Origin of the sequence: Burkholderia sp. AU30280 (genome assembly GCF_020420125.1) — a bacterium.
In the GTDB taxonomy this organism is placed as follows: Bacteria; Pseudomonadota; Gammaproteobacteria; order Burkholderiales; family Burkholderiaceae; genus Burkholderia.
This window is the reverse complement of record NZ_JAIZRY010000010.1, coordinates 58643-81735: the sequence shown is the minus strand read 5'-3', so window position 1 is coordinate 81735 and position 23093 is coordinate 58643. Positions and strand designations below refer to the sequence as shown.

The window sequence follows — 23093 nt, the reverse complement described above, 5'->3', positions numbered from 1 at the left end:
GTTGCATCCGGCCCCGGCCCGCGCGTCAGCGGAATTCCGCGTACAGCGCGTCGAGGTCGAGATGCTCGGCGAACGTATCGGCAAGCCGCTCGAGCGACGCCTCGCGCAGCGCCGGGTAGTCGATGCGTTCCGCACCGTCGAGTCCGGCCCACGCGAGCAGCGCCGCGCACGCGTCGGGCGAGTCGAACAGCCCGTGCACGTAGGTCGCGAGGATCTGGCCGTCGGCGGACACCGCGCCGTCCGCGCGCGTGCCGCCCGGCGCATCGGCGGTTGCCAGCGCCAGCGCGGGCGCCGCGAGCGCGGGCCCCTGCGTATCGCCCATGTGGATCTCGTAACCGCGCACGGCAGCGCCGCCCGGCAGCGCGAGACGCCCCGTCACGTTCTTCAGCGTCTTGTCGGGCTGCAGCGTCGTGTCGAAATCGAGCAAGCCGAGCCCCGGCACGCTGCCGGGCGCGCCTTCGAGGCCGAGCGGATCGTCGAGCGAGCGGCCGAGCATCTGCATCCCGCCGCATATGCCGATCACCTTGCCGCCGTAGCGCAGGTGGCGACGGATCAGCGTGTCCCAGCCCGCGTCGCGCAACCATGCGAGATCGCGCTGCACGCTCTTCGAACCGGGCAGGATCAGCAGGTCCGCGTCCGGCACGGGGCCGCTCTTCCAGTACGTGAATTCGACCTGCGGATGCGCACGCAGCGGATCGAAATCGGTGTGGTTGCTGATGCGCGGCAGCGCCGGCACGACGACGCGCAACACGCCTGCGTCGCCCCGTGCGGCTGCGCTGCGCGCCTGTGCGGGCAGCATGTCCTCGGCGTCGAGCAGCAGCCCGTGCAGGTACGGCAGCACGCCGAACACGGGCTTGCCCGTTTGCGCGCGCAGCCAGTCGAGCCCCGGTTCGAGCAGCTTGATATCGCCGCGGAAGCGGTTGATCACGAAGCCGCGCACGCGCGCACGCTCGCTGTCCGACAGGCACGCGAGCGTACCGACCAGGTGCGCGAACACGCCGCCGCGGTCGATATCGGCGACGAGCACGACCGGGCAGTCGACACGTTCGGCAAACCCCATGTTCGCGATGTCGCCATCGCGCAGGTTGATCTCCGCCGGGCTGCCCGCGCCCTCGACGATCACCGTGTCGTAGCCGGCACGCAGGCGCGCGTACGACTCGAGCACGGCATCGAACGCGACCGGCTTGTAGTCGTGGTAAGCGCGTGCGTCGAGATTCATGCGCGCCTTGCCGTGAATGATCACCTGCGCGCCGCGGTCGCTCGTCGGCTTCAGCAGCACGGGGTTGAAATCCGTATGCGGCGCGACGCCCGCGGCCAGTGCCTGCAGCGCCTGCGCGCGGCCGATCTCGCCGCCGTCGGCCGTCACCGCGCTGTTGAGCGCCATGTTCTGCGGCTTGAACGGCGCGACGCGCGCGCCGGCGCGGCGTGCCAGCCGGCACAGGCCGGCAACCAGCGTGCTCTTGCCCGCGTCGGACGTCGTGCCCTGGATCATCAGCGTGCCGCGCGGCCGCGGCTCGGGTGCATTCATCGTATAAAGGTCGTCGCGAGGCAAAGGCCGCATTATCCCCCGCGCCGGTATGCCCGCGCCGTTACAATCACGCGATGATTCCGCACGACCTCACCTTCGTCCTCGGCGGCGCGCGCTCGGGCAAGAGCGCGTATGCCGAGCGGCTCGCCGCCGACAGCGGCCGCCCCGTCACCTACATTGCGACCGCAACCGCCGCCGATGCCGAATTCGCCGAGCGCATCGCGCACCATCGCGCGCGCCGGCCGGCCGACTGGGGTTTCGCGGACGCGCCCGTCGATCTCGCCGGCACGCTCGCGCGGCTCGACGATCCGCACGCGTGCCTGCTCGTCGACTGCCTGACGCTGTGGCTCACGAACCTGCTGTGCCCGGCCGACGGCGAACCGCTCGACGATGCGCAGTACGCGGCGCAGGTCGACCGGCTCGAGCATGCGTTGCGCAGCGCGCACGCCAAGGTGATCGTCGTCAGCAACGAGATCGGGCTCGGCGTCGTGCCGCTCGGGTCGGTCACGCGCCGCTACGTCGACGAGCTCGGCCGCCTGAACCAGCGCGTCGCCGCGCTCGCGACGCGCGCGACGCTGCTCGTCGCCGGGCTGCCGCTCGACCTCAAGACGGGAGCGCCGTCATGCTGATGCTGTCGCTGCCCGTGGTCGCGATGTTCGCGGTCGCGGCCGCGATCATCGACCGCGCGATCGGCGAACCGGCCGGCTGGCATCCGCTCGTCGCGTTCGGCCGCCTCGCCGCGCGCATCGAAGGCGCGCTGAACACGGGCCGGCGCGGCCGCGTGGTCGGCGTCGCCGCGTGGATCGCGGCGGTCGTGCCGCCGGTCGCCATCGCGGCATGGCTCACGGCCATGCTGCCGTGGCCGCTTGCGGCCGCGCTGCACATCGCGCTACTGTGGTTCGCCCTCGGCGCGAAAAGCCTCACGGACCACGTTGCGCCGATCGCTGCTGCGTTGCTGCGGCATGACCTCGGCGCCGCCCGCGCGCTGACCGCGCGCATCGTGTCGCGCGACACGAGCGATGCGGACGAAGGCGCGCTGTCGCGTGCGGCCGTCGAATCGGCGCTCGAGAACGGCAACGACGCGATCTTCGGCGCGCTGTTCTGGTTCGTCGTCGCAGGCGGCCCCGGCGCGCTGCTGTTCCGGCTCGCGAATACGCTCGACGCGATGTGGGGCTACCGCACGCCGCGCTTCCTGACCTTCGGCTGGGCCGCCGCGCGCCTCGACGACGCGCTGAACTGGCTTCCCGCGCGCCTCACGGCCGCGAGCTACGCGCTGCTCGGCGACACGGCCGCCGCATGGCGCTGCTGGCGCACGCAGGCGCGCCACTGGGACAGCCCGAACGCGGGCCCCGTGATGGCTGCCGGCGCCGGCAGCCTGAACGTGCAGCTCGGCGGTCCCGCCGTCTATCACGGTGCGATCGAGGACCGTCCCGCGCTCGGCACCGGCGCAACGGCAACCGCCATTCACATCGTCGCCGCGCTGTCGCTCGTCACGCGCACACTTGCCCTGTGGCTCGCGCTGCTGGTCGCGAGCGGCGCACTCGCCATGGCCACCCATCATGTCTGACACCCGCATCACGCACGGCGGCAACCTGCATGAAGCCGCGCGCCGCCACGGCATTCCGTACGACACGTGGCTCGACCTGTCGACCGGCATCAATCCGGTCGGCTATCCGGTCCCGCCCGTCCCGGCCGACGCGTGGCGCCGGCTGCCCGACGACGGCGACGGCCTCGCGGCCTGCGCCGCGCAGTACTACCACGCACCCGATCCCGCACACGTGCTGCCGGTTGCCGGCAGCCAGGCCGCGATCCGCGCGTTGCCCGCATTGCTGCCGACCGGCGACGCCGGCGTCGCACCGCTCGCGTACGGCGAATACGCGCGTGCCTTCACACGCCACGGCCATCGCGTCGTCGCGCTCGACATCGATGCGGATACGCTGCCTGCGACGCTGCGTCACGTCATCGTCGGGAATCCGAACAACCCGACTGCCGAATTCGTGCCGGCCGGGCGCCTGCTCGATTGGCACGCGCAACTGGCGTCACGCGGCGGCACGCTGATCGTCGACGAGGCATTCGCCGATACGGGCGCGACGCGCTCGCTCGCGCCGCACGTCGATCGTCCTGGGCTCATCGTGCTGCGTTCGGTCGGCAAGTTCTTCGGGCTCGCCGGCATCCGAGCGGGCTTCGTGCTCGCGTGCCCAGACCGGATCGTCGCGCTGCGCGACATGCTCGGCGCATGGACGGTCGGCGGCCCCGCCCGCCACGCGGTCGCCGCGGCGTTCGCCGATCGCGCCTGGCAGGCCGCCGCCCGCGAACGGCTCACGGCCGACGGCGAGCGGCTGGCCGGCTTGCTGCGCGCGCACGGCTTCGCGGTTCGCGCGACGCCGCTCTTCAGCTGGACCGACGACCCGCGCGCCGCGGCGCTGCATGCGGCACTCGCGGCACGCGGGGTCTGGACGCGGCACTTCCCGACACCGTCGAGCGTACGCGTCGGTCTGCCGGGGAGCGAAGCGGAATGGCAGCGCCTCGGCGACGCGCTCGCGCACTGCGTGCCGACACTGCAACGGGAATCCGCATGAATCCGCCCATCTTTCGCCGGCTCGCGCGAGTCGCGTTACTGGCCGCGCTCGCTGACGCACCACTCGTCCACGCCGATGTCACGGCCCGCGACGACGCCGGCAATGCCGTCACGTTGCCCGCGCCCGCGCAGCGCGTGATCAGTCTTGCACCGCACGCGACCGAGCTGGTCTACGCGGCCGGCGGCGGCGCGAAGCTCGTCGGCACCGTCACGTACAGCGACTATCCGCCCGCCGCGCAAGCGATACCGCGCGTCGGCGACAACAAGGCGCTCGACCTCGAGCGGATCGCCGCGCTGAAGCCCGACCTGATCGTCGTCTGGCGGCACGGCAACGCCGAGCGGCAGACCGACGCGCTGCGTGCGCTGCACATCCCGCTGTTCTTCAGCGAACCGAAGCGTCTCGATGACGTCTCGTCGTCGCTGCGCCGGCTCGGCACGCTGCTCGGCACGCAACCGGCTGCCGATGCGGCCGCGGCCGCCTATACGCGCGACATCGCGGCGCTGCGCGCGCGTTATGCCGCGCGCACGCCGGTCACGATGTTCTTCCAGGTCTGGGATCGGCCGCTGATGACGCTCAACGGTGCGCACCTGATCAACGACGTGATCGAGCTGTGCGGCGGCCGCAACGTATTCGCGTCGCTCAAGCCGCTCGTGCCGACCGTCACCGACGAGGCTGTGCTCGCGGCGAATCCGGAGGCGATCGTGACGACCGGCGTGGGGGCGTCGCGGACGGACGAGCCGCTGCCGAGCCTGGCGCGCTGGCGCACGTGGCCCGCCCTGACGGCCGTGGCACGCAACAACCTGTTCGCGATCGACGGCGATCTGCTGACGCGGCCGTCGCCGCGGATCGCACTGGGCGCGGCTGCGCTGTGCGAGGATCTCGATACCGCGCGTGCGCGACGGCCGCACTGATTGCCGGCGACTTGCGCGTGCATCGCGTGTCGGATGCCTGAGACGAATTGACCTCGCGCTGCGTCGTTCGCTCGCGATTGCCGGCGCGCCTATTCGTCCCAGTGCACCGCTTCCCACATTCGCGTGGCGGCACCCATGCGCAGCCAAACGACACCGCCTGTCGGTACCGGGCGCGACAGCAACGTATCGAGCGGCACGCGCAGTACATGCGATGCGAACGTACGAATCACGCCCGCATGCGTGACGACCCATTGCGGCCGGTCGAACTGCACCACCGCGTCGACCCGTCCCGCGACCCGCGCGGCAAATCGCGCAACGCTTTCGCCGCCATGCGCACACGCATGCATCAGGTCCGCCGCCCACGCATCGAGCGCCGCGCGATCGATATCGTCCCAGCGCCGCATTTCCCACGCACCGAAATCCATTTCCTGCCAGCCAGCGTCGCACCGTAACGACACACCGCATGCCTGCGCGAGCCGTTCGGCCACCGACGCACAGCGCGTCAGCGGGCTCGTCCAGACCAGTTCGGGAAGCGGCACGCGGAGTGCCGACAAATGCGCGCGCACGGCCTGCGCGCCGGCGTCGGCCGGTGCAGCGAGCGGCACGTCGCTATGTCCGTAGCAGATGCCCGGCTCGACGCCGACGGCAGGGTGACGGATCAGGACGACGTCCATCCGAGCACCACGAGATAGATCGCCAGTTCGCACAGTTGCTGCGTGAAGCCGAGACAGTCGCCGGTATAACCGCCGATCCGCTTCACGAAATAGCGGGCGGCCCACGCGCGCACGAGCACGAGCGCACCGCATGCGGCGACGCCCATGCGCCAGTCGGGCCAGAACAGCCAGGGCAATCCGAATAGCGCCGCGACGCACGCCGCGCGTGCGCCCATCCGTTGCGCAACCGGTTTTGCCTTGCCTTCGGGCCGCACGTAGTCGAGCGTCATCAGCAGGCTCACCGCCGCCGCGCGGCTCGCCGCATGCGCGGCGATCATCGTCCACGCGGCACGCAACGGCAGCATGGACGCAAGCGCCTGCCATTTCACGCCAAGCGAGATCACGAGCGCGACCGCGCCGAACGTGCCGATCCGCGAGTCGTGCATGATGCGCAGCACGTCGTCGCGCGTATAGCCGCCGCCGAACGCATCGCAGCTGTCGGCCAGGCCGTCCTCGTGAAAGGCGCCCGTCGCGAGCAGCGTCGCGGCCATCGACAACCCGACCGCGATCGACGGCGGCAGCGCGCGCAGCGCGGCGAGATAGACGAGCGCGCCCCATGCGCCGACCCATGCGCCGACGAGGGGGAAATAACGCGCGGCCTGGTCGAGATCGCCGGCTGCGTAGCCGATCGCGCGCGGCACGGGCACGCGGGTGAAATAGCCGAGCGCGACGAAGAAGTAACGCAGTTCGGCCCGCACGCCGCGCGCGCGATCAGGCGCCACGATTGTCGACGCCGGCGGATTCGAAGCTCGCCATCTCGGTGAGGAATGCGGCAGCCGCACGCACGAGCGGCAGCGCGAGCGCCGCACCCGTGCCTTCGCCAAGCCGCAGGTCGAGCGCGAGCAGCGGCTTCGCGCCGAAATGCTCGAGCATGCGCCGGTGCCCGGCCTCGTGCGACGTATGCGAGAACACGCAGTAGTCGCGCACGCCCGGCACGATGCGCTCGGCGACGAGCAGCGCGGCCGTCGCGATGAAGCCGTCGACGAGAATCGTCATCCGCTCGCTCGCGGCCGCGAGATAGGCGCCCGTCATCATCGCGATCTCGAAGCCGCCGAACGTCGCGAGCACATCGAGCGGCGCGATCGCGTGCGAGTGCTTGACGAGCGCGCGTCCGAGCACCGCGCGCTTGTGCGCGAGGCCCTGGTCGTCGAGGCCCGTGCCGCGCCCGACGCACGCGTCGATCGGCACGCTCAGCAGGCGGCTCATCAGGCACGCGGCCGACGACGTATTCGCGATTCCCATCTCGCCGAAGCCGATCACGTTCGTGCCGAGCGACGCATGCAGGCGCACGCGCGCCGCGCCGGCCGCGAGCGCCGTCATCGCCTCGTCGCGCGTCATCGCCGGCTCCGCCGCGAAGTTGCGCGTGCCGCGCGCGACCGGCAGCGACACCAGCCGGTCGGACAGCGGCAGCGGCGACGCGACGCCCGCATCGACGATCTCGAGCGTGCTCTGCGCGACGCCCGAGAACGCGTTGATCGCCGCACCGCCGGCGAGGAAGTTCGCGACCATCTGCGCGGTCACCGCTTGCGGATAAGGACTCACGCCCTCGGCGGCAATCCCGTGATCGCCGGCAAACACGATCATCACGGGACGCTGCACGACCGGCCGCTCCGTGTGCTGGATCAGCCCGATCTGCAGCGCGATCGCCTCGAGCTGGCCGAGGCTGCCGGGGGGCTTGGTCTTGTGGTCGATCACGTGCTGCAGGCGCTTGCGCAGTTCGTCGTCGAGCGGCGCGATCGCGGGCGGGAAGTGGGTTGGGGTCGTCATCGAAGTGCCGGGTCGTTGGCGCGGTGTGCGCCGCGCATCGGAAAAGAAATGGTCATTGTCGCTCGGGCCACGCCGGCAGCAGCGCATCGCGGCCGTTCTCGCGGATCAGCACGAGCGGATAACCGAACGCATCGCTCGCGCGCTCAGGCGTCAGCACGTCGTGCACGGGGCCGGCCCACGCATGGCCGCGGCCGTCGAGCAACAGCGCATGCGTCGCGAAACGCCGCGCGAGATTCAGATCATGGCACGAGAACAGCACCGTGCGCGGGCCTGCGTCGAGCCATGCGGCCAGCGCGGTCAGGCAATCGATCTGGTGATGCAGGTCGAGATGCGCGAGCGGCTCGTCGAGCAGCATCAACGGCGCGTCCTGGCACAGCGTCGCGGCCAGCGCGACACGCTGCCGCTCGCCGCCCGACAGCGACAGCACGTCGCGAGAAGCGAGCGCGGTCAGGTCGAATGTCGCCAGCGCGTCGCGCGCGGCCGCGCGGTCGCCGTCGCGCTCCCATCCCCAGCCGCCGAGGTACGGAAAGCGGTTGAGCAGCACCGTGTCGAAGACGGTCGCGCTGAAGGCGTCGTGCAGTTGCTGCGGCATCAGCGCGCGACGCTGCGCGAGTTGCTCGGGTGGCCATGCGGCAAGCGGCCGGCCGTCGATCTCGACGTGTCCGCCGGCCGGCGGCTGCAGCCCGGCGAGCGTCGCGAGCAGCGTCGTCTTGCCCGCGCCGTTGGGTCCCGCGACGCACCAGATCTCGCCGGGACGGAATGCCCGGGTAAAGCCGTCGAGCAGCGTGCGCGCACCGGCCTTCAGCGTCAGGCCGACGGCCGCGTAGTTCATGTCGCCGGCAGTGGCATGCAGTGCAGCCCCCGTCATCGCATCGGCCTCCTCAACAACATCCACAGGAACACCGGCACGCCGATCAGCGCGGTCATCACACCGACCGGCAATTGTGCGGGCGCGATCACGGTACGCGCGAGCAGGTCGGCCGCCATCACGCCGCCGCCGCCCGCGAGCATCGCGGCCGGCAGCAGCATGCGCTGGTCATTGCCGAAGGCGAGCCGCAGCGCATGCGGCACGACGAGGCCGACGAAACCGATCGTGCCGGCCGTCGTCACCGCGGCCGCAGCGGCCAGCGACGCGACGAGATAGATCCGCACGCGCAGGCGCGCAACGGGCACGCCGAGCGCGAGCGCGGTCGCGTCGCCGCGCAGCAGCACGTTCAGTTGCGGCGCGGCCGGCAGCGCGACGCATGCGGCCAGCAACAGCGCCCCCCAAGCGAACCACGGCGCGGTCACGCCGTTCAGGTCGCCGGTCAGCCAGAAGATGATCCCGCGCAGCCGTGCATCGGGCGCGAGCGACAGCAGCAGCGTGACGAGTGCGCCCCACCCCGCCGCGATCACGACGCCCGTGAGCAGCAGCCGCGGCGACGCATCGCGCGCTTCGCCGCGCCACAGCTCGCGGCGTGCGAGACCGAGCACGAGCGCGACCGACACGAGCGAACCGGCGAACGCCGACGCATCGACGAGCCACCACGCGCCGCCCGCGATCATCGCGACGAGCGCGAAGCCGGCCGCGCCACCCGACACGCCGAGTACGTACGGCTCCGCGAGCGGATTGCGCAACAACACCTGCAGCAGAGCCCCGGCCAGCGCGAGCAGCGCGCCGCACGCGAAGCCGGCGAGCGCGCGCGGCAGGCGCAACGTGCGGACGATATCGGCGAACAGCGCGTCGCCGCCATGCGGCACGAGCGACGCAAGCGCCTGCCATGGCGACATCGGCACGCTGCCGATCGACAGCGACGCGATGAACAGCAACGCGACCGCCGCGGCCAGCGCGGCCCAGATCGCGGTGGCGCGCGCGGCGCTCATGCCGCGCACGGCGCCGCACACGACGTGCGGCGCCCCCGCTTGCGGCCGCCGGCCGGTCGTGACGTGAGCGCCGCGCGGACGATTGGGGTCAGCATCGAAGAAGGTTCCGTGAAGCGTTGCGCGCCCCGCCTCCCCGCAGGCCGCGCGTCACGAAGCCCGTGCGGGCTCCCCGTCTCGGCCGGTATCCGGGCTGGCGGCGGTCCGGCTCGCCTTCCCGCGCGATGACGCGCAGTGGCCCGCGTCCGCATGCAAGACTTGCACGCGAAACGCGCCCGAGCCGGCCTGCGTCACGGGACGCGGCCGCTTACCGTTGCGGGGGCAGCGCAGGTTGGCGGGCTTCCGGCGCCCGCGCCCTGCTTCCCGTTTAACCGCGCGTTCCACGCGCGAGCACCGAGGCGGCGCCAGTTTAGGAGCGGGTCGCACGAGCGTCAAGGAAGCGTCCGGACGTGCACGGGAAGCGCCGATTCGCGGCAAGAAGCAGGGGTGTTACGACTGGAAACGTTACAGATGTCGGATTGCGCGTTATTCCGCGCTAAAATGCTGGGTCTTTAGAGGACGCAGCAAATGCTCAACGAACTCGAAACCCTATCTCAAAATATTGGCCGTCTGATTTCGCTGAACAAGCGCTATCACTCGGAACGGCTCGCGCTCGAGGAGCAGGTCGCGCAATTGCGCGCGGATGCGGACGCTGTCCGCGCGGAACTCGCGCAACTGCGCGACGAACGCAATGCACTTGCGGCCGAGCGTGACACGCTGTCAGCGAAGATCGACGACGCCCAGGTGAAACTGAACGCGATTCTCGAAAAGCTGCCACGCTCGAAAAGTGCGGAGCAAGCCGACAACCAGCTCGACCTGCTGGATGGGCAGGCGCGTACGGATGGCGATGACGCGGCCAGCCACGGAGAACATGCATGAGCACCAAGCAGATCGAAGTCTCGATTCTCGGTCAGGCCTATCGGCTCGCCTGCTCGGCCGAGACCGAAGCGGCACTGCTCGAAGCGGTCGCGCGCGTCGATGCCGAAATGTCGAAAATCCGCTCGAACAGCTCGGTACGCGGCACCGATCGCATCGCCGTGATGGCGGCGCTGTCGCTCGCGTCCGAATTGCTGCGGCTGCAAACGAGCGTGCGGCACGGTGAAGCATTTCCGGCGGAGGAAATCCGTCGTACAATGCACCAGATGAATGAACAGCTCGGCGCGGTGCTCGCACAGCACGAGACGCAGTAACGTTTTAATCGATGCGTCGATTCCCCTTGATCTCGGCGATCAACGGTGGTCAAATTGGCGCATCGAATCACAGTTCAGTCAGCTTCCCTGCCTGGTTCGCCAAGGTCATATATTCCTTGAACCAATGCCATGTGCACGGTTGCGGAAATTTGTAGCACGGGCGCGCGCGTCACTCTGTCTGATGTACCCGAAGTGCTGCTAACTGCGACCAATTCTGAACCTCAGGTTCAGGATGCCGGCCTAGCGGCCAAGGCGGGGGCCTATCCAACGGCATCGGGCGAAGCCCGGTGCCGTTTTCTTTTGTAGCAGCCTCTTTCTGCGTCGATCACGATCCATGCAATACTGGCTGATGAAGTCCGAACCGGACGAAGCAAGCATCGACGATCTCGCCAACGCACCGCAGCGCTCGCTGCCGTGGACCGGCGTGCGCAACTATCAGGCGCGCAATTTCATGCGCGACACGATGAAGATCGGCGACGGCGTGCTGTTCTATCACTCGAGTTGCCCCGAGCCGGGCATCGCGGGTCTCGCCGAAGTGTCGTCGACGCCCTACCCCGACCCCACGCAGTTCGATCCGAAAAGCCCTTATTACGACCCGAAGTCGACTCAGGAAGCGCCGCGCTGGCTGCTCGTCGACGTGCGCTTCGTGAAAAAAACGCCGCTCGTGCCGCTCGCCGCGCTGCGCGAACACGACGAACTCGCCGACATGCGTGTGCTCGCACGCGGCAACCGGCTGTCGATCACGCCTGTCACGCGCGCCGAATGGCGCTTCATCACCGAAAGGCTGATGAAGTAGGCGCATGCCAAAGGTCAAATCTGGTCAGTACGCGCCGCCGCCACGGAACTCGCGGCGCTTTCGCGCGGCCTAAGCAACCGCCGTCGGCCGATCAGGCCGGCTGTCGTTTTTCGTCGCGCGGTACGCCCGCGTCGTGCACGCTCGATCCGCGTGCACGCCCTCGCACAAGGAGTCCAACAATGACCAAGAAATCCGCACTCGCGCTGTCGCTCGCCCTTGCCGCCGCCGTTCCCGTCGCGCTGACGCTCGCGTCGACCACCGCGCACGCGCAAACCGCGAACCCGCACTTTCCGGAGCCGGCAGGCGTGCTGTCGCTGTCGTCGCAGGCCAGCGCTGACGTGCCGCAGGACATCATCCACATCACGCTGTTCTACGAGCAGCAAGCCAAGGATCCGGGCAGCCTCACCGCGCAGTTGAACCAGCGCGCCGACGCAGCGCTGTCGCAGGCGAAGGGCGTATCGGGCGTCACCGCGCACACGGGCGCGTTCTCCGTGTACCCGAGCACCGATCGCGACGGCAAGATTTCCGCGTGGCGCGGCCGCACCGAGGTCGCACTCGAATCGCGCGATTTCGCTGCAGCGTCGAAGCTTGCGGGCCAGTTGTCGAACCTGATGCAGGTCGCGAACGTCGAGTTCTCGCTGTCGCCCGAAGCGCAGCGCGCGGCCGAACAGAAGCTGACGACCGAGGCGATCAAGTCGTTCCGCGCCCGCGCGGACGAAGCCGCGAAGGCATTCGGTTACAGCAGCTACACGATCCGCGACGTGAACGTCGGCGGTGGCCGCAACGTGCAGCCGTACCCGCGCATGATGGCGATGGCCGCCGCGCCGATGGACAGCGCAAAGATGAGCGCACCGATCGCGGTCGAAGGCGGCAAGGCCACCGTGTCGGTCACGGTCAACGGCTCCGTGCAGATGAAGTAACGCGCAGCGCACGGCAGCCCGAAATGAAAAACGCCGGCCCGAGGGCCGGCGTTTTTCATTTGCGTGCGTGTTGTCGATGCACGCGCCGATCGCACGTGCATCGGCATCGCATCATGCGGCGGCATGCGCCGCGCGACGGCGATACGCCCAGACCATCAGCGCGATGCCCCCGAGGATCATCGGCAGCGACAGCCACTGCCCCATCGACAGGCCGAGCGCGAGCAGGCCGAGGAAGTCGTCGGGCTCGCGCGCGAACTCGACCGTGAAGCGTGCGAGCCCGTAGCCGATCAGGAACAGCGCGGACACGGCGCCCATCGGCCGCGACTTGCGCGAGAAGAAGAACAGCGCGAAGAACAGCACGATGCCTTCGAGCGCGATTTCATAGAGCTGCGAAGGATGGCGCGGCAACATCTGGTACTGCATGAACACGTCGGCGAGATGCCACTTCTCGACGAGTTCCGGATGCTTCGGCAACCATGCCGCATCGTCGCGCATCGCACCCGGGAACAGCATCGCCCACGGCGCGGAAGGATCGGTCACGCGGCCCCACAGTTCGCCGTTGATGAAGTTGCCGAGCCGCCCGGCCGCGAGCCCGGTCGGCACCATCGGCGCGACGAAATCGGTGACCTGCAACCAGTGGCGCTTGCGCTGCCACGCGAACAGCATCATCGCGAGCGTCACGCCGAGGAAGCCGCCGTGAAACGACATGCCGCCTTCCCACACCTTGAACACGTCGAGCGGATGCGAGAAATAGAAATCGGCCTTGTAGAACAGCACATAGCCGAGCCGGCCGCCGAGCACGGTGCCGAGCACGCCGTAGAACATCATGTCGTCGATGTCCTTCGCGGTCCAGCCTTGTGCCGCGACGTGCGGCAACTTCAGCCGGATCCGGCCGACGACGATCGCCGCGATGAAGCCGACGAGATACATGAGCCCGTACCAGCGCACGGCCAGCGGCCCGAGATGGATCGCAACGGGGTCGAAATTCGGGTGAATGATCATGGGTTAGCGAAGAAGTTTTCGAATGCGGTACGGCCGTCGCAAACGCACGGCACCGCGCTTTGGACGGCACCGGCGCGTCATCGTTCACGTGTCACGTGGCGAGGGCCTGCGCGCGCACGACGTCGATGAAGCCGGCCAGCACGGGGCTCACGTCGCCGGTACGCCACACGAGGCCCGTCTCGACGACCGGCGCGTGACCGGCGAGCGGCCGGTAGACCACGCCGGTGCGCCGCAGGTTACGCAGCGATTGCGGCACCAGTGCGACGCCCATGCCGGCCGATACGAGGCTGACGATCGTCTGCATCTGGATCGCCTCCTGGCCGATGTGCGGAGTTTCCCCCGCCGCGCCGTAGCAGCCCGTAATGATGTCATAAAAGCCGGGCGCCAAACGACGCGGAAAGATCACGAGCGGCAACGCGGCAATCTCGGCGAGACGGACGGGCTCGTCTTCCGGCGCATCGCTCGCCGCGGCCGGCATCGCCACCACCAACGGCTCGCGCACGACGGGCAGGTACGACAGCCCGGCCGCGTGGCGTGGCGGCACGGGCGGAATGACGAGCCCCGCGTCGATACGGCCCGCGACGAGATCGTCGATCTGCACGTCGCTCGTCGCCTCCGCGAGTTGCAGCCGCACCTGCGGATAGCGCGCGCCGAACGCACGCAGCAGCGCAGGCAGCAGCCCGTAATCGGCGGTCGACACGAACGCGAGCGACAGCGAGCCGGCCTCGCCGCGCGCGAGCCGTCGCGCAAGCGGCGGCAACGCATCGGCCGATGCCAGCAGCCGGCGCACGTCGGGCAGCAGCGCCGCCCCGACCGCAGTCAACGCCACCGAGCGCTTGGTGCGCGCGAACAGCGCGACGCCGAGCGCATCCTCGAGCGCGCGGATCGCCTGTGACAGCGGCGGCTGCGTCATCGACAGGCGTTCGGCCGCGCGGCCGAAATGACGCTCGTCGGCGACGGTCACGAAATAGCGCCACTGGCGCAGGTCGGGAATCGAATCGGCCATACCTTTTTCATTCGGAAAACGACTTAATACGCGACAAATAATATATTGGACATCCCAATCCGGAAACTCCATTCTTGACTGATCCGAACCGGCGCGCCGCTCACCGGCATCGCCCAGACAACGATGGAGTCCCCCATGGCTTACAACCGTCGCTCGAAGCACATCACGCAAGGCGTGGCCCGATCGCCGAACCGCTCGATGTATTACGCACTCGGCTACCAGAAGGACGATTTCGACAAGCCGATGGTCGGCATCGCGAACGGCCATTCGACGATCACGCCGTGCAATTCCGGCCTGCAGCGCCTGTCGGACGCGGCCGTCGCGGCGGTGAAGGCCGCCGGCGCGAACCCGCAGATCTTCGGCACGCCGACGATTTCGGACGGGATGTCGATGGGCACCGAAGGCATGAAGTACTCGCTCGTGTCGCGCGAGGTAATCGCCGACTGCATCGAGACCTGCGTGCAGGGGCAATGGATGGACGGCGTGGTCGTCGTCGGCGGCTGCGACAAGAACATGCCGGGCGGCATGATCGCGCTCGCGCGCCTGAACGTGCCGGGCATCTACGTGTACGGCGGGACGATCCGCCCCGGCAACTGGAAAGGCCGGGACCTGACGATCGTGTCGTCGTTCGAGGCCGTCGGCGAATTCACCGCGGGCCGGATGTCGCAGGAGGATTTCGAAGGCGTCGAGCAGAACGCATGCCCGACGTCGGGGTCGTGCGGCGGGATGTACACCGCGAACACGATGAGTTCGTCGTTCGAGGCGCTCGGGATGTCGCTGCTGTACTCGTCGACGATGGCGAACCCCGACCAGGAGAAGGTCGATTCGGCCGCCGAATCGGCACGCGTGCTCGTCGAGGCCGTGAAGCGCGACCTGAAGCCGCGCGACATCATCACGAAGGCGTCGATCGAGAACGCGGTGTCGGTGATCATGGCGACGGGCGGCTCGACCAACGCGGTGCTGCACTACCTCGCGATCGCACACGCGGCCGAGGTCGACTGGACGATCGAGGATTTCGAGCGCATCCGCAAGCGCGTGCCGGTGATCTGCGACCTGAAGCCGTCGGGGAAGTACGTCGCGACCGACCTGCACCGGGCCGGCGGGATTCCGCAGGTGCTGAAGATCCTGCTCGACGCGGGGCTGCTGCACGGCGACTGCATGACGATCACCGGCCGCACGATCGCCGACGAACTGAAGGACGTGCCGAGCGTGCCGCGCGCGGACCAGGACGTGATCTTCCCGATCGACCGCGCGCTGTACAAGGAAGGCCACCTTGCCATCCTGAAAGGCAATCTCGCGGAAGACGGCGCGGTCGCGAAGATCACCGGCCTGAAGAACCCGGTGATCACGGGCCCGGCACGGGTGTTCGACGACGAGCAGAGCGCGATGGATGCGATTCTCGGCGACCGGATCCGTGCCGGAGACATCCTCGTGCTGCGCTACCTCGGCCCGAAAGGCGGCCCCGGCATGCCGGAAATGCTCGCGCCGACGTCGGCGATCATCGGCAAGGGGCTCGGCGAATCGGTCGGCTTCATCACGGACGGCCGCTTCTCGGGCGGAACCTGGGGCATGGTGGTCGGCCACGTCGCGCCCGAGGCGTTCGTCGGCGGTACGATCGCGCTCGTGCAGGAAGGCGACTCGATCACGATCGACGCGCACCGGCTGCTGCTGCAATTGAACGTCGACGATGCCGAGCTCGCGCGCCGTCGCGCCGCGTGGAAACAGCCGGCGCCGCGCTATACGCGCGGCGTGCTCGCGAAATTCGCGGCCCTCGCCCGGCCCGCGAACCAGGGCGCCGTCACGGGGTGACGCGGGCGCATCAAAAAATGCGACCCCAATAAACATGGCCGCCCGGGAACGCGCAAAACGCGCGTTCCCTTTGCTTTTATAATGCGCGGACCATGTAGCCGGCCGTCCCCGCCGGCGGAGAACCGCATGAAACACTCGATATTGCGCGTCCTGCTCGCCACGCTGGTGATCGGCAGTGCGGCGGCGGCGCGCGCCGACCAGGCCGACGGGCTCGCGCTTGCCCAGCGCAAGAACTGCATGGCCTGCCACGCGATCGGCAAGCCGCTGATGGGGCCGTCGTTCCGCGACATCGCCGGCAAGTATGCGGCGCGCGGCGACGCCGTCGACTACCTTGCCCAATCGATCGTGAAAGGCAGCGTCGGCGTATGGGGCAGCGTGCCGATGCCCGCCAATACGCAATTGACGAACACCGAAGCCCACACGCTCGCGCAATGGGTGCTGTCGGTGCGCTGAACCGGACGGCCCGGCGGGAATAGCCAGCCTGCCGGATTCCGCCAACTGGCGGACATGCCCCGGCTACCCGGGCAGTGTCGCCGGTAGCTTCATCGGCTTTGACTGAAATCGCGCCCTGTTTTCCACAGGGACGTCCGTGCGCTTAGCCGGAATGACCGGCGCGGCGTGCGATCTCTTCGTCGACCGCGTCGCGGACCCAGTCCATCACCTCGGTTTCCAGCGCAAGTGCCACTTCGCGCGTGATCTGACCGACCAGCCAGGCCGAATGCTCATGCAGCGCGTCGCGACAGCGGGCTTCGATGGCATCGCGCCCTTCCCCCGTCAGATAGTTCGTCAGGCGATTGCGCAGGCGCTCGGCGATGTGCTGGGCATCTTCCGGCGTCAGCCCGGCTGCGGCCTGCGTATCCGGTTGCGCCGCGGCGGCCGGTACGACGGCCTCCGGCATGTGTGCTTCACGCGCGTGCCCCACCGCATCGTGCGCCACCGCGGCGAACACGGGTTGCGGCACGTCGTTGCCGACCAGCGACGATTGCAGCGGCGCACTCATTGCCGCCGAATCTTCGGCGACCACATGCTCCGCGGCGCCGGGTTCGGCCGGCGCATCGGTTTCGCCCATCGCCGCGGCAGTTGTCGTCACGTCGCGCGGCAGTTCGACCGCCGGCACATGCGGCGTCGGCACGCGTTCGACCACGACGGAATCGGGATCAAGTTCACTTTGCGAGGAATCGGCCAGTGCCGCTGCGTGCGGCGCGACCACGTCGGTGAGCACCGGAATCGCCGCGCCGGCGGGCGGCCGCGGTGCGTCGGGCGCGGGCACGCGCGCCGGCACCGGCTTGCCCGGCACCAGCACGTCGGTCAGCGTCGGGATCGAGGATGAATCGACTTCGGTCACGGGAACACTCCGTTGACGGTTGCGGCTAGCTGCCCTGCTTGTAATTGTTCAGCGCGTATCCGCGGTCGCGGTAGAACCGGTAGCGGTCGCGGCCCGCGGCCAGCTCGTCCGGCGCGTTGCCGACCACCTCGAGCAGACGCTCGAAGCGGGCGAACTGCGCGGGCACGGCTGCGCCGAGGTTCAGCAGCACGTGATGATGCGGCGCGCGGTCGAGATCGGCGGCCAGCACGATCGGCGTGCCGGCTGCGTGCTCGCTGTCGACACCGCAATGCGGGATGAAATCGAGCGGCGAGAACGTCCAGAGCCGCTCGTCGAGCGCGCGCAGGCGCGCGGGCTCGGCGAGCACGACGACCGGCTGCCCGGCCAGGTAGGCCTTGCGCAGCAGCCGGCACGCGTACGCGAGCGAATCGCCGACGTTCGAGTGGAAATCGATCCGCGTCATTGCCCGCGTACCCGCAGCGTCGTCAACCCCGCCATCACTGGCCGGCGCGGTCGATCAGGAACTGCGCGAGCAGCGGCACCGGACGGCCCGTCGCGCCCTTCGCCGCACCACCCTTCCACGCGGTGCCCGCGATGTCGAGGTGGGCCCACGGATAGCTCTCGGTGAAGCGCGACAGGAAGCACGCGGCCGTCACGGCGCCGGCCGGGCGCCCGCCGATGTTCGCGAGATCCGCGAAATTCGACTTCAGCTGCTCCTGGTACTCGTCGTCGAGCGGCATGCGCCATGCCGGGTCGTTCGCTTCGCGCGACGCGTCGAGCAGTTCGCCCGCGAGCGCGTCGTTCGTCGAGAACAGGCCGCTGTTGTGGCCGCCCAGCGCGATCACGCATGCGCCCGTCAGCGTGGCAACGTCGATCACCGCGGCCGGCTTGAAGCGCTCGGCATACGTGAGCGCGTCGCACAGGATCAGACGGCCTTCGGCGTCGGTGTTCAGCACCTCGATCGTCAGGCCCTTCATGCTCGTGACGATGTCGCCCGGCTTCGTCGCGTTGCCGCCCGGCATGTTCTCGCAGGTCGGCACGATCGCGACGACGTTGATCTTCAGGCCCATCTCGGCAACCGCACGCATCGTGCCGAGCACCGAACCGGCGCCGCACATGTCGTACTTCATCTCGTCCATGCCCTCGCCCGGCTTCAGCGAGATGCCGCCCGTGTCGAACGTGATGCCCTTGCCGACCAGCACGACCGGCGCGGCCTTCGCGGCGGCGCCCTGGTAGTGCAGCACGATGAACTGCGGCGGCTCGACCGATGCGCGCGCGACCGACAGGAACGAGCCCATCTTCAGCGCCTGGATCTGCTTGAGCCCGAGCACCTCTGCCTTCAGGCCCCAATCCTTCGCGATCTTCTTCGCGGTGTTGCCGAGATAGGTCGGCGTGCAGACGTTGCCCGGCAGGTTGCCGAGGTCGCGGGTGAGGTCCATCCCGTTCGCGAGCGCGACGGCCTGCTTGACCGCGACTTTCGCGGCCTTTTCGTCGGACGGATCGACGCTGAACACGACGCGCTTGAGCGTGTGCGACGCCGGTTCCGGCTTGCTCTTCATCTGCGTGAAGCGGTAGGTCTCGTTGCGCAGCGCAAGGATCGCCGCGCGCACGCCCCAGTCGGAGCTGCGCTCGTCGACCGGCAGTTGCGCGAGCGTGAACGTGACCTGGACGACCTTGGTCGCCAGCAGCGCGCGCCATGCGGCGGTCGCGGCATCGTTATAGGCTTTCTGATTGAAAGCATCCTGCTTGCCGAGGCCGACGAGCAGCACACGCGACGCGCCGATACCCGACACTTCGTGCAGGAACAGCGTCTTGCCGCGCTTGCCGTCCATGTCGCCGGCCTTCACCACGCGCGAGATCAACCCCTTGGTGGCCGTGTCGATGTCGAGCGCCGCGCCCGAAAGGGTCTGCGCCTCGAAGATGCCGAGCACGATGCAGTCGGACTTCCCGGTCAGGAACCCCTTGGCCTCGCCTTTGCTCCAATCACAGCCTTTTATGCTAAAGTCCATCGCGCTTGTCCTCGGATAAAATCTGGGCTAAGGATGAAAGCCGCAATTATCCGCTATTTTTCCCGTGGCGGCGCGAGCGCTCCACCACGCGTGCGCAGCCTCCCGCCCTCTTCTCATCAAGAATGATCTTCGAACGCTCCCTCCAGCGCGAGCTTGCGTATACGGCTGGCGCCGTGTTCATGGTGCTGCTCACGATCATGCTCACGACGATGATGATCCGCATCGTCGGCTACGCCGCGTCCGGTGAAATCGATCCGCGGGACGTCCTCGTGCTGATCGGCCTCACCGTGATCGGCTACCTTGCCGTGATGCTCGTCGTCACGCTGTTCGTGTCGATCCTGTTCGTGCTGACCCGGTGGTACCGGGACTCCGAAATGGTCGTGTGGCTCGCGTCGGGCGTGAGCCTCACGCGCCTCATCAAGCCGATCGGCGTATTCGCCACGCCGATCATCCTGCTGATCGCCTTCTTCGCGTTCGTCGGCTGGCCGTGGTCGAACCAGCAAAGCAAGATGATCAAGGCACGCTTCCAGCAGCGCGACGAGATCTCGCTGCTCGCGCCGGGCCAGTTCCGCGAGTCGGCCGCGAACCACCGCGTGTTCTTCATCGAGAAGATGACGCCCGACCAGAGCAAGGTGCAGAACGTATTCGTGACCTCGACCGAGAACGGCAAGGTCAACGTGGTCGTGTCGCAGACGGGGCACACGGAAACACGCGACGGCAGCCGCTTCGTCGTCCTGGAGGACGGCCGCCGCTACGACGGCACGCCCGGCCAGCCGAACTTCAAGATCATGGAGTTCGAGCGCTATGGCGTGAAGATCACGAGCACGCCGGTCACCAACGTGCCGACCACCAACAGCACGCCGACGCCGGACCTGCTGCGCAACCCGACGCGCGACAACCTCGCGGAATTCGCGTGGCGCGCGGGGCTGCCGCTGATCGCGATCAACCTGATGGTGCTCGGCATCCCGCTGTCGTACCAGAACCCGCGCCGCAGCCGCACGATCAACCTCGTGATGGCCGTGCTGATCTACCTGACGTACTCGAACCTGCTGAACGTCGTGCAGGCGCAGATCGAGCAGGGCAAGCTGTCGTTCGGCGTCGGGCTCGTTGGCCTGCATCTGGTCGTCGCGGTAATCGTCGCGTTCATCTTCTGGTTGCGCGTGCGCAATCGTCCGCTGTTCACACGCGCGCTGTTCGGCCGCTCGGGAGCATGATCGATGCGGCTCTATGAAAAGTACTTCGCGCGGCAGATCTACGTCACGTTCGTCTTCATCCTGTTCGCGTTCTCGGGCCTGTTCTTCTTCTTCGACCTGATCAGCGAACTGAACTCGGTCGGGCACGGCAACTACAAGTTCGGCTACGCGGTGTTGCGTGTCGCGCTGCAGACACCGTCGCGCTTCTACGAAATCATCCCGGTCGCCGCGCTGATCAGTGCGATCTACGTGTTCGCGCAGATGGCCGCGAACTCGGAATTCACGATCTTCCGCGTGTCGGGCCTCGCGACCAACCAGGCGCTGCGCTCGCTCCTGAAGATCGGCGTGCCGCTCGTGATCGTCACCTACCTGATCGGCGAATTCGTCGGCCCGTACGCCGACCAGTTGTCCGAACGCGTGCGGCTGCAGGCGCTCGGCGCATCGGTGTCGTCGAATTTCCAGTCGGGCGTGTGGGTGAAGGACACGCTCGCGGCCCGTGAAAACGGCGAGCAGGTCACGCGTTTCGTCAACGTCGGCAGCCTGTCGCCCGACTCGACGATCAGCAACGTGCGCATCTACGAATTCGATTCGAAATTCCAGCTGCGCAACGTGCGGATCGCGCAGACGGGCCGCTACGAGCCGCCCGGCCACTGGCTGTTGAAGGGCGTCACCGAGACCGAACTGACGCCGATCAAGCCGGTCAGCGGCCAGCCGCCCGACGCGCTGAACCCCGTATACCGGTCGCAGCAGGTATCGCTGCCCGAATACCGGCTGCGCTCGGACCTCACCCCGCAGATCCTGTCGGTGCTGCTCGTGTCGCCGGAGCGCATGTCGATCATCAACCTGTTCCGCTACATCCAGCACTTGCGCGAGAACCAGCAGGACACGCAGCGCTACGACATCGCGCTGTGGCGCAAGCTGCTGTATCCGTTCGCGGTGTTCGTGATGCTCGTGCTGTCGCTGCCGTTCGCGTACCTGCACACGCGTGCGGGCGTGGTCGGCGTGAAGGTGTTCGGCGGCATCATGCTCGGCATGAGCTTCCAGCTCCTCAATACGCTGTTCTCGCACATCGGCACGCTGAACACGTGGCCCGCGCCGCTCACCGCGGCGACACCGGGCCTGATCTATCTCGCGCTCGGCCTGTTCGCACTCAAGTGGGTCGATCGGCACTGAGCGCCGCGTCACGACGGAGGCTTCGACATGAGTTCGCACGGCATCGTCCTGTTCGGCCACGGCGCCCGCGACCCGCGGTGGGCCGAGCCGTTCGAGCGGCTCGCCGCGCGGCTGCGCGGCGCCCCCTCCCCTGCTGCACACGTGTCGCTCGCATTCCTCGAACTGATGACGCCGTCGCTCGGTGACGCGGTTGCCGCGCAGGTCGCGGCCGGCTGCTCGCACATCACCGTGGTGCCCGTGTTCTTCGGCCAGGGCGGCCATGTCCGCCGCGACCTGCCGCAGCTCGTCGACGCATGCCGCGTCGCGCATCCCGGTGTCGAGATCCGTTGCGCCACGGCCGTCGGCGAAGACGACGGCGTGCTCGACGCGATCGCGCGCTACTGCATCGACCAGATCGGCGACGGCGCGTAAGTCACGCATTCACGGCCCACAAAGAAAAAGCGCTGGCTTCCGCCAGCGCTTTTTTCGTTTGGGACTCCAGCCGGATTCCGCTCAGGCGGCATTCCGCATTGGATCGCCGGCTTCTGCCTGCCCGGCGCGCTCGGCAAACGCATCGCCGATCATCAGCAGGCTCGGTTCCGCGGGATCGAGCCACGCCTGCGCGTCGCCCGCCGCCATCTGCGCGAGCGTCAGCGTCAGCGTGCGTTCGCGCGCGGTGCTGCATGCCTCGACGATCGCCACGGGCGTCGCCGGCGCACGGCCTGCGTCGATCAGTTCCTGCGCGATGCCGGGCGCGCTGTCGCGGCCCATGTAGTAGACGATCGAATCGGCGCGCGCGGCTTCGCGAATCTCGTCGCTGCCCGGCGCGCGGCTGTGCGTCGCGAACGCGACGCTGCGCGACACGCCGCGCAACGTCAGCGAACGCTTCAGCGTCGCCGCCCCGGCCAGCGCCGCGGTGATGCCCGGCACGACCTCGTAGTCGATACCGGCCGCTTCCAGCGCGCGCATCTCCTCTTCGGCGCGACCGAACAGCATCGGGTCGCCGCCCTTCAACCGCACGACGCACGCATGCTCGCGTGCCGCATCGACGATCTGCTTGTTGATGAAGTGCTGCGCGGTCGAGCGCTGCCCGCAGCGCTTGCCGACCGCGATCTTGCGCGCATTCGGCGCGTAGTCGAGCATCGCGGGCTCGACGAGCGCGTCGTGCAGCACGACGTCCGCCTGCTCGAGCAGCCGCGCGCCGCGCACCGTGATGAGGTCGGCCGCGCCCGGCCCTGCTCCGATCAGATACACCTTGCCCATGTTTGTCGCTTCACCTTCCAGCAAGCGTCGGC

The 23093-nt window shown here is 68.6% G+C and carries 25 protein-coding genes, 1 other RNA gene and 1 riboswitch; of the genes, 14 read left to right on the top strand and 12 right to left on the bottom strand.

Annotated elements, in window-relative coordinates:
- Positions 1 to 25 precede the first annotated feature (25 nt).
- Positions 26 to 1528: a cobyric acid synthase gene (locus tag LGN17_RS22920; protein ID WP_226198748.1), complete on the bottom strand. Its 1503-nt coding sequence runs from the start codon at positions 1526 to 1528 to the stop codon at positions 26 to 28.
- Positions 1529 to 1602: 74 nt separating this feature from the next.
- On the opposite strand from LGN17_RS22920, the gene cobU reads away from it, so the two are divergent.
- The 4 genes from cobU to LGN17_RS22900 are packed head-to-tail and all read left to right on the top strand — an operon-like array spanning position 1603 to position 5018.
- Complete coding sequence (gene cobU / locus LGN17_RS22915) at positions 1603 to 2157, top strand: bifunctional adenosylcobinamide kinase/adenosylcobinamide-phosphate guanylyltransferase (protein WP_226198747.1); 555 nt, start codon at positions 1603 to 1605, stop codon at positions 2155 to 2157.
- A complete protein-coding gene (gene cbiB / locus LGN17_RS22910; RefSeq protein ID WP_226198746.1) occupies positions 2151 to 3095 on the top strand; it encodes an adenosylcobinamide-phosphate synthase CbiB in 945 nt (314 codons plus the stop codon). The genes cobU and cbiB overlap by 7 nt, the downstream gene beginning before the upstream one ends.
- Positions 3088 to 4107, top strand: a complete 1020-nt coding sequence (cobD, locus tag LGN17_RS22905; RefSeq protein ID WP_226198745.1) for a threonine-phosphate decarboxylase CobD — start codon at positions 3088 to 3090, stop codon at positions 4105 to 4107. Before cbiB ends, cobD begins: the two co-directional genes overlap by 8 nt.
- On the top strand, positions 4104 to 5018 hold the full coding sequence (locus tag LGN17_RS22900; protein ID WP_226198744.1) for a cobalamin-binding protein: 915 nt from the start codon (positions 4104 to 4106) through the stop codon (positions 5016 to 5018). Before cobD ends, LGN17_RS22900 begins: the two co-directional genes overlap by 4 nt.
- A gap of 89 nt (positions 5019 to 5107) precedes the next feature.
- Here the strand turns inward: LGN17_RS22900 and cobC are convergent, their stop codons facing one another.
- The 5 genes from cobC to LGN17_RS22875 are packed head-to-tail and all read right to left on the bottom strand — an operon-like array spanning position 5108 to position 9361.
- Positions 5108 to 5692 (bottom strand): alpha-ribazole phosphatase, encoded by a 585-nt coding sequence (cobC, locus tag LGN17_RS22895; protein ID WP_226198743.1) that lies wholly within the window; start codon positions 5690 to 5692, stop codon positions 5108 to 5110.
- Positions 5677 to 6453: an adenosylcobinamide-GDP ribazoletransferase gene (locus LGN17_RS22890; RefSeq protein ID WP_226198742.1), complete on the bottom strand. Its 777-nt coding sequence runs from the start codon at positions 6451 to 6453 to the stop codon at positions 5677 to 5679. Before LGN17_RS22890 ends, cobC begins: the two co-directional genes overlap by 16 nt.
- Positions 6443 to 7498 carry a nicotinate-nucleotide--dimethylbenzimidazole phosphoribosyltransferase gene (gene cobT / locus LGN17_RS22885; RefSeq protein ID WP_226198741.1) on the bottom strand — a complete coding sequence of 352 codons (1056 nt, stop codon included), beginning with the start codon at positions 7496 to 7498 and terminating at the stop codon, positions 6443 to 6445. Before cobT ends, LGN17_RS22890 begins: the two co-directional genes overlap by 11 nt.
- Positions 7499 to 7550: 52 nt before the next feature.
- Positions 7551 to 8366 (bottom strand): ABC transporter ATP-binding protein, encoded by an 816-nt coding sequence (locus tag LGN17_RS22880; protein ID WP_175950999.1) that lies wholly within the window; start codon positions 8364 to 8366, stop codon positions 7551 to 7553.
- Positions 8363 to 9361, bottom strand: a complete 999-nt coding sequence (locus LGN17_RS22875) for a FecCD family ABC transporter permease (protein ID WP_226198740.1) — start codon at positions 9359 to 9361, stop codon at positions 8363 to 8365. The genes LGN17_RS22880 and LGN17_RS22875 overlap by 4 nt, the downstream gene beginning before the upstream one ends.
- Positions 9362 to 9519: 158 nt before the next feature.
- Positions 9520 to 9771: riboswitch (cobalamin riboswitch) on the bottom strand.
- A gap of 154 nt (positions 9772 to 9925) precedes the next feature.
- Between LGN17_RS22875 and LGN17_RS22870 the strand changes: the two genes are divergently transcribed.
- The 5 genes from LGN17_RS22870 to LGN17_RS22850 all read left to right on the top strand — a co-directional run bounded on the left by LGN17_RS22870 (position 9926) and on the right by LGN17_RS22850 (position 12303).
- Entirely contained in the window at positions 9926 to 10276 is a 351-nt protein-coding gene (locus LGN17_RS22870) for an ATPase (RefSeq protein ID WP_175950997.1), read from the top strand.
- Positions 10273 to 10587 (top strand): cell division protein ZapA, encoded by a 315-nt coding sequence (locus tag LGN17_RS22865; RefSeq protein WP_011352906.1) that lies wholly within the window; start codon positions 10273 to 10275, stop codon positions 10585 to 10587. The genes LGN17_RS22870 and LGN17_RS22865 overlap by 4 nt, the downstream gene beginning before the upstream one ends.
- A gap of 81 nt (positions 10588 to 10668) precedes the next feature.
- Positions 10669 to 10850: non-coding RNA, 6S RNA (ssrS, locus tag LGN17_RS22860), on the top strand.
- 71 nt (positions 10851 to 10921) lie between these two features.
- Positions 10922 to 11383 (top strand): EVE domain-containing protein, encoded by a 462-nt coding sequence (locus LGN17_RS22855; RefSeq protein ID WP_226198739.1) that lies wholly within the window; start codon positions 10922 to 10924, stop codon positions 11381 to 11383.
- Positions 11384 to 11562: 179 nt separating this feature from the next.
- Entirely contained in the window at positions 11563 to 12303 is a 741-nt protein-coding gene (locus LGN17_RS22850) for an SIMPL domain-containing protein (protein WP_174941592.1), read from the top strand.
- A gap of 111 nt (positions 12304 to 12414) precedes the next feature.
- On the opposite strand, the gene lgt is transcribed toward LGN17_RS22850, so the two are convergent.
- Both lgt and LGN17_RS22840 read right to left on the bottom strand, forming a co-directional pair.
- Positions 12415 to 13305: a prolipoprotein diacylglyceryl transferase gene (lgt, locus tag LGN17_RS22845; protein WP_175950996.1), complete on the bottom strand. Its 891-nt coding sequence runs from the start codon at positions 13303 to 13305 to the stop codon at positions 12415 to 12417.
- Between the two features lie 91 nt (positions 13306 to 13396).
- Positions 13397 to 14311, bottom strand: coding sequence for a LysR substrate-binding domain-containing protein (locus LGN17_RS22840; RefSeq protein ID WP_175950995.1), 915 nt, complete (start codon positions 14309 to 14311; stop codon positions 13397 to 13399).
- 135 nt (positions 14312 to 14446) lie between these two features.
- Between LGN17_RS22840 and ilvD the strand changes: the two genes are divergently transcribed.
- Positions 14447 to 16120: a dihydroxy-acid dehydratase gene (gene ilvD / locus LGN17_RS22835; RefSeq protein WP_226198738.1), complete on the top strand. Its 1674-nt coding sequence runs from the start codon at positions 14447 to 14449 to the stop codon at positions 16118 to 16120.
- A gap of 126 nt (positions 16121 to 16246) precedes the next feature.
- Positions 16247 to 16573 (top strand): c-type cytochrome, encoded by a 327-nt coding sequence (locus LGN17_RS22830; RefSeq protein ID WP_226198737.1) that lies wholly within the window; start codon positions 16247 to 16249, stop codon positions 16571 to 16573.
- Positions 16574 to 16715: 142 nt separating this feature from the next.
- Here the strand turns inward: LGN17_RS22830 and LGN17_RS22825 are convergent, their stop codons facing one another.
- The 3 genes from LGN17_RS22825 to LGN17_RS22815 are packed head-to-tail and all read right to left on the bottom strand — an operon-like array spanning position 16716 to position 19453.
- Positions 16716 to 17465, bottom strand: coding sequence for a DUF2486 family protein (locus LGN17_RS22825; RefSeq protein ID WP_226198736.1), 750 nt, complete (start codon positions 17463 to 17465; stop codon positions 16716 to 16718).
- A 25-nt stretch (positions 17466 to 17490) separates the two neighbouring features.
- The gene (locus LGN17_RS22820; protein ID WP_039368072.1) at positions 17491 to 17907 is read right to left on the bottom strand and encodes a DNA polymerase III subunit chi; all 417 of its coding nucleotides are present in this window, start codon (positions 17905 to 17907) and stop codon (positions 17491 to 17493) included.
- A gap of 34 nt (positions 17908 to 17941) precedes the next feature.
- The gene (locus tag LGN17_RS22815; RefSeq protein ID WP_175950991.1) at positions 17942 to 19453 is read right to left on the bottom strand and encodes a leucyl aminopeptidase; all 1512 of its coding nucleotides are present in this window, start codon (positions 19451 to 19453) and stop codon (positions 17942 to 17944) included.
- 122 nt (positions 19454 to 19575) lie between these two features.
- Between LGN17_RS22815 and lptF the strand changes: the two genes are divergently transcribed.
- The 3 genes from lptF to LGN17_RS22800 are packed head-to-tail and all read left to right on the top strand — an operon-like array spanning position 19576 to position 22230.
- The gene (gene lptF, locus LGN17_RS22810) at positions 19576 to 20667 is read left to right on the top strand and encodes an LPS export ABC transporter permease LptF (RefSeq protein WP_226198735.1); all 1092 of its coding nucleotides are present in this window, start codon (positions 19576 to 19578) and stop codon (positions 20665 to 20667) included.
- Positions 20668 to 20670: 3 nt separating this feature from the next.
- Positions 20671 to 21819, top strand: coding sequence for an LPS export ABC transporter permease LptG (lptG, locus tag LGN17_RS22805; RefSeq protein WP_175950989.1), 1149 nt, complete (start codon positions 20671 to 20673; stop codon positions 21817 to 21819).
- A gap of 27 nt (positions 21820 to 21846) precedes the next feature.
- Complete coding sequence (locus LGN17_RS22800) at positions 21847 to 22230, top strand: sirohydrochlorin chelatase (protein WP_175971242.1); 384 nt, start codon at positions 21847 to 21849, stop codon at positions 22228 to 22230.
- A gap of 81 nt (positions 22231 to 22311) precedes the next feature.
- On the opposite strand, the gene cobA is transcribed toward LGN17_RS22800, so the two are convergent.
- Positions 22312 to 23061 (bottom strand): uroporphyrinogen-III C-methyltransferase, encoded by a 750-nt coding sequence (gene cobA / locus LGN17_RS22795; protein ID WP_226198867.1) that lies wholly within the window; start codon positions 23059 to 23061, stop codon positions 22312 to 22314.
- Positions 23062 to 23093 lie beyond the last annotated feature (32 nt).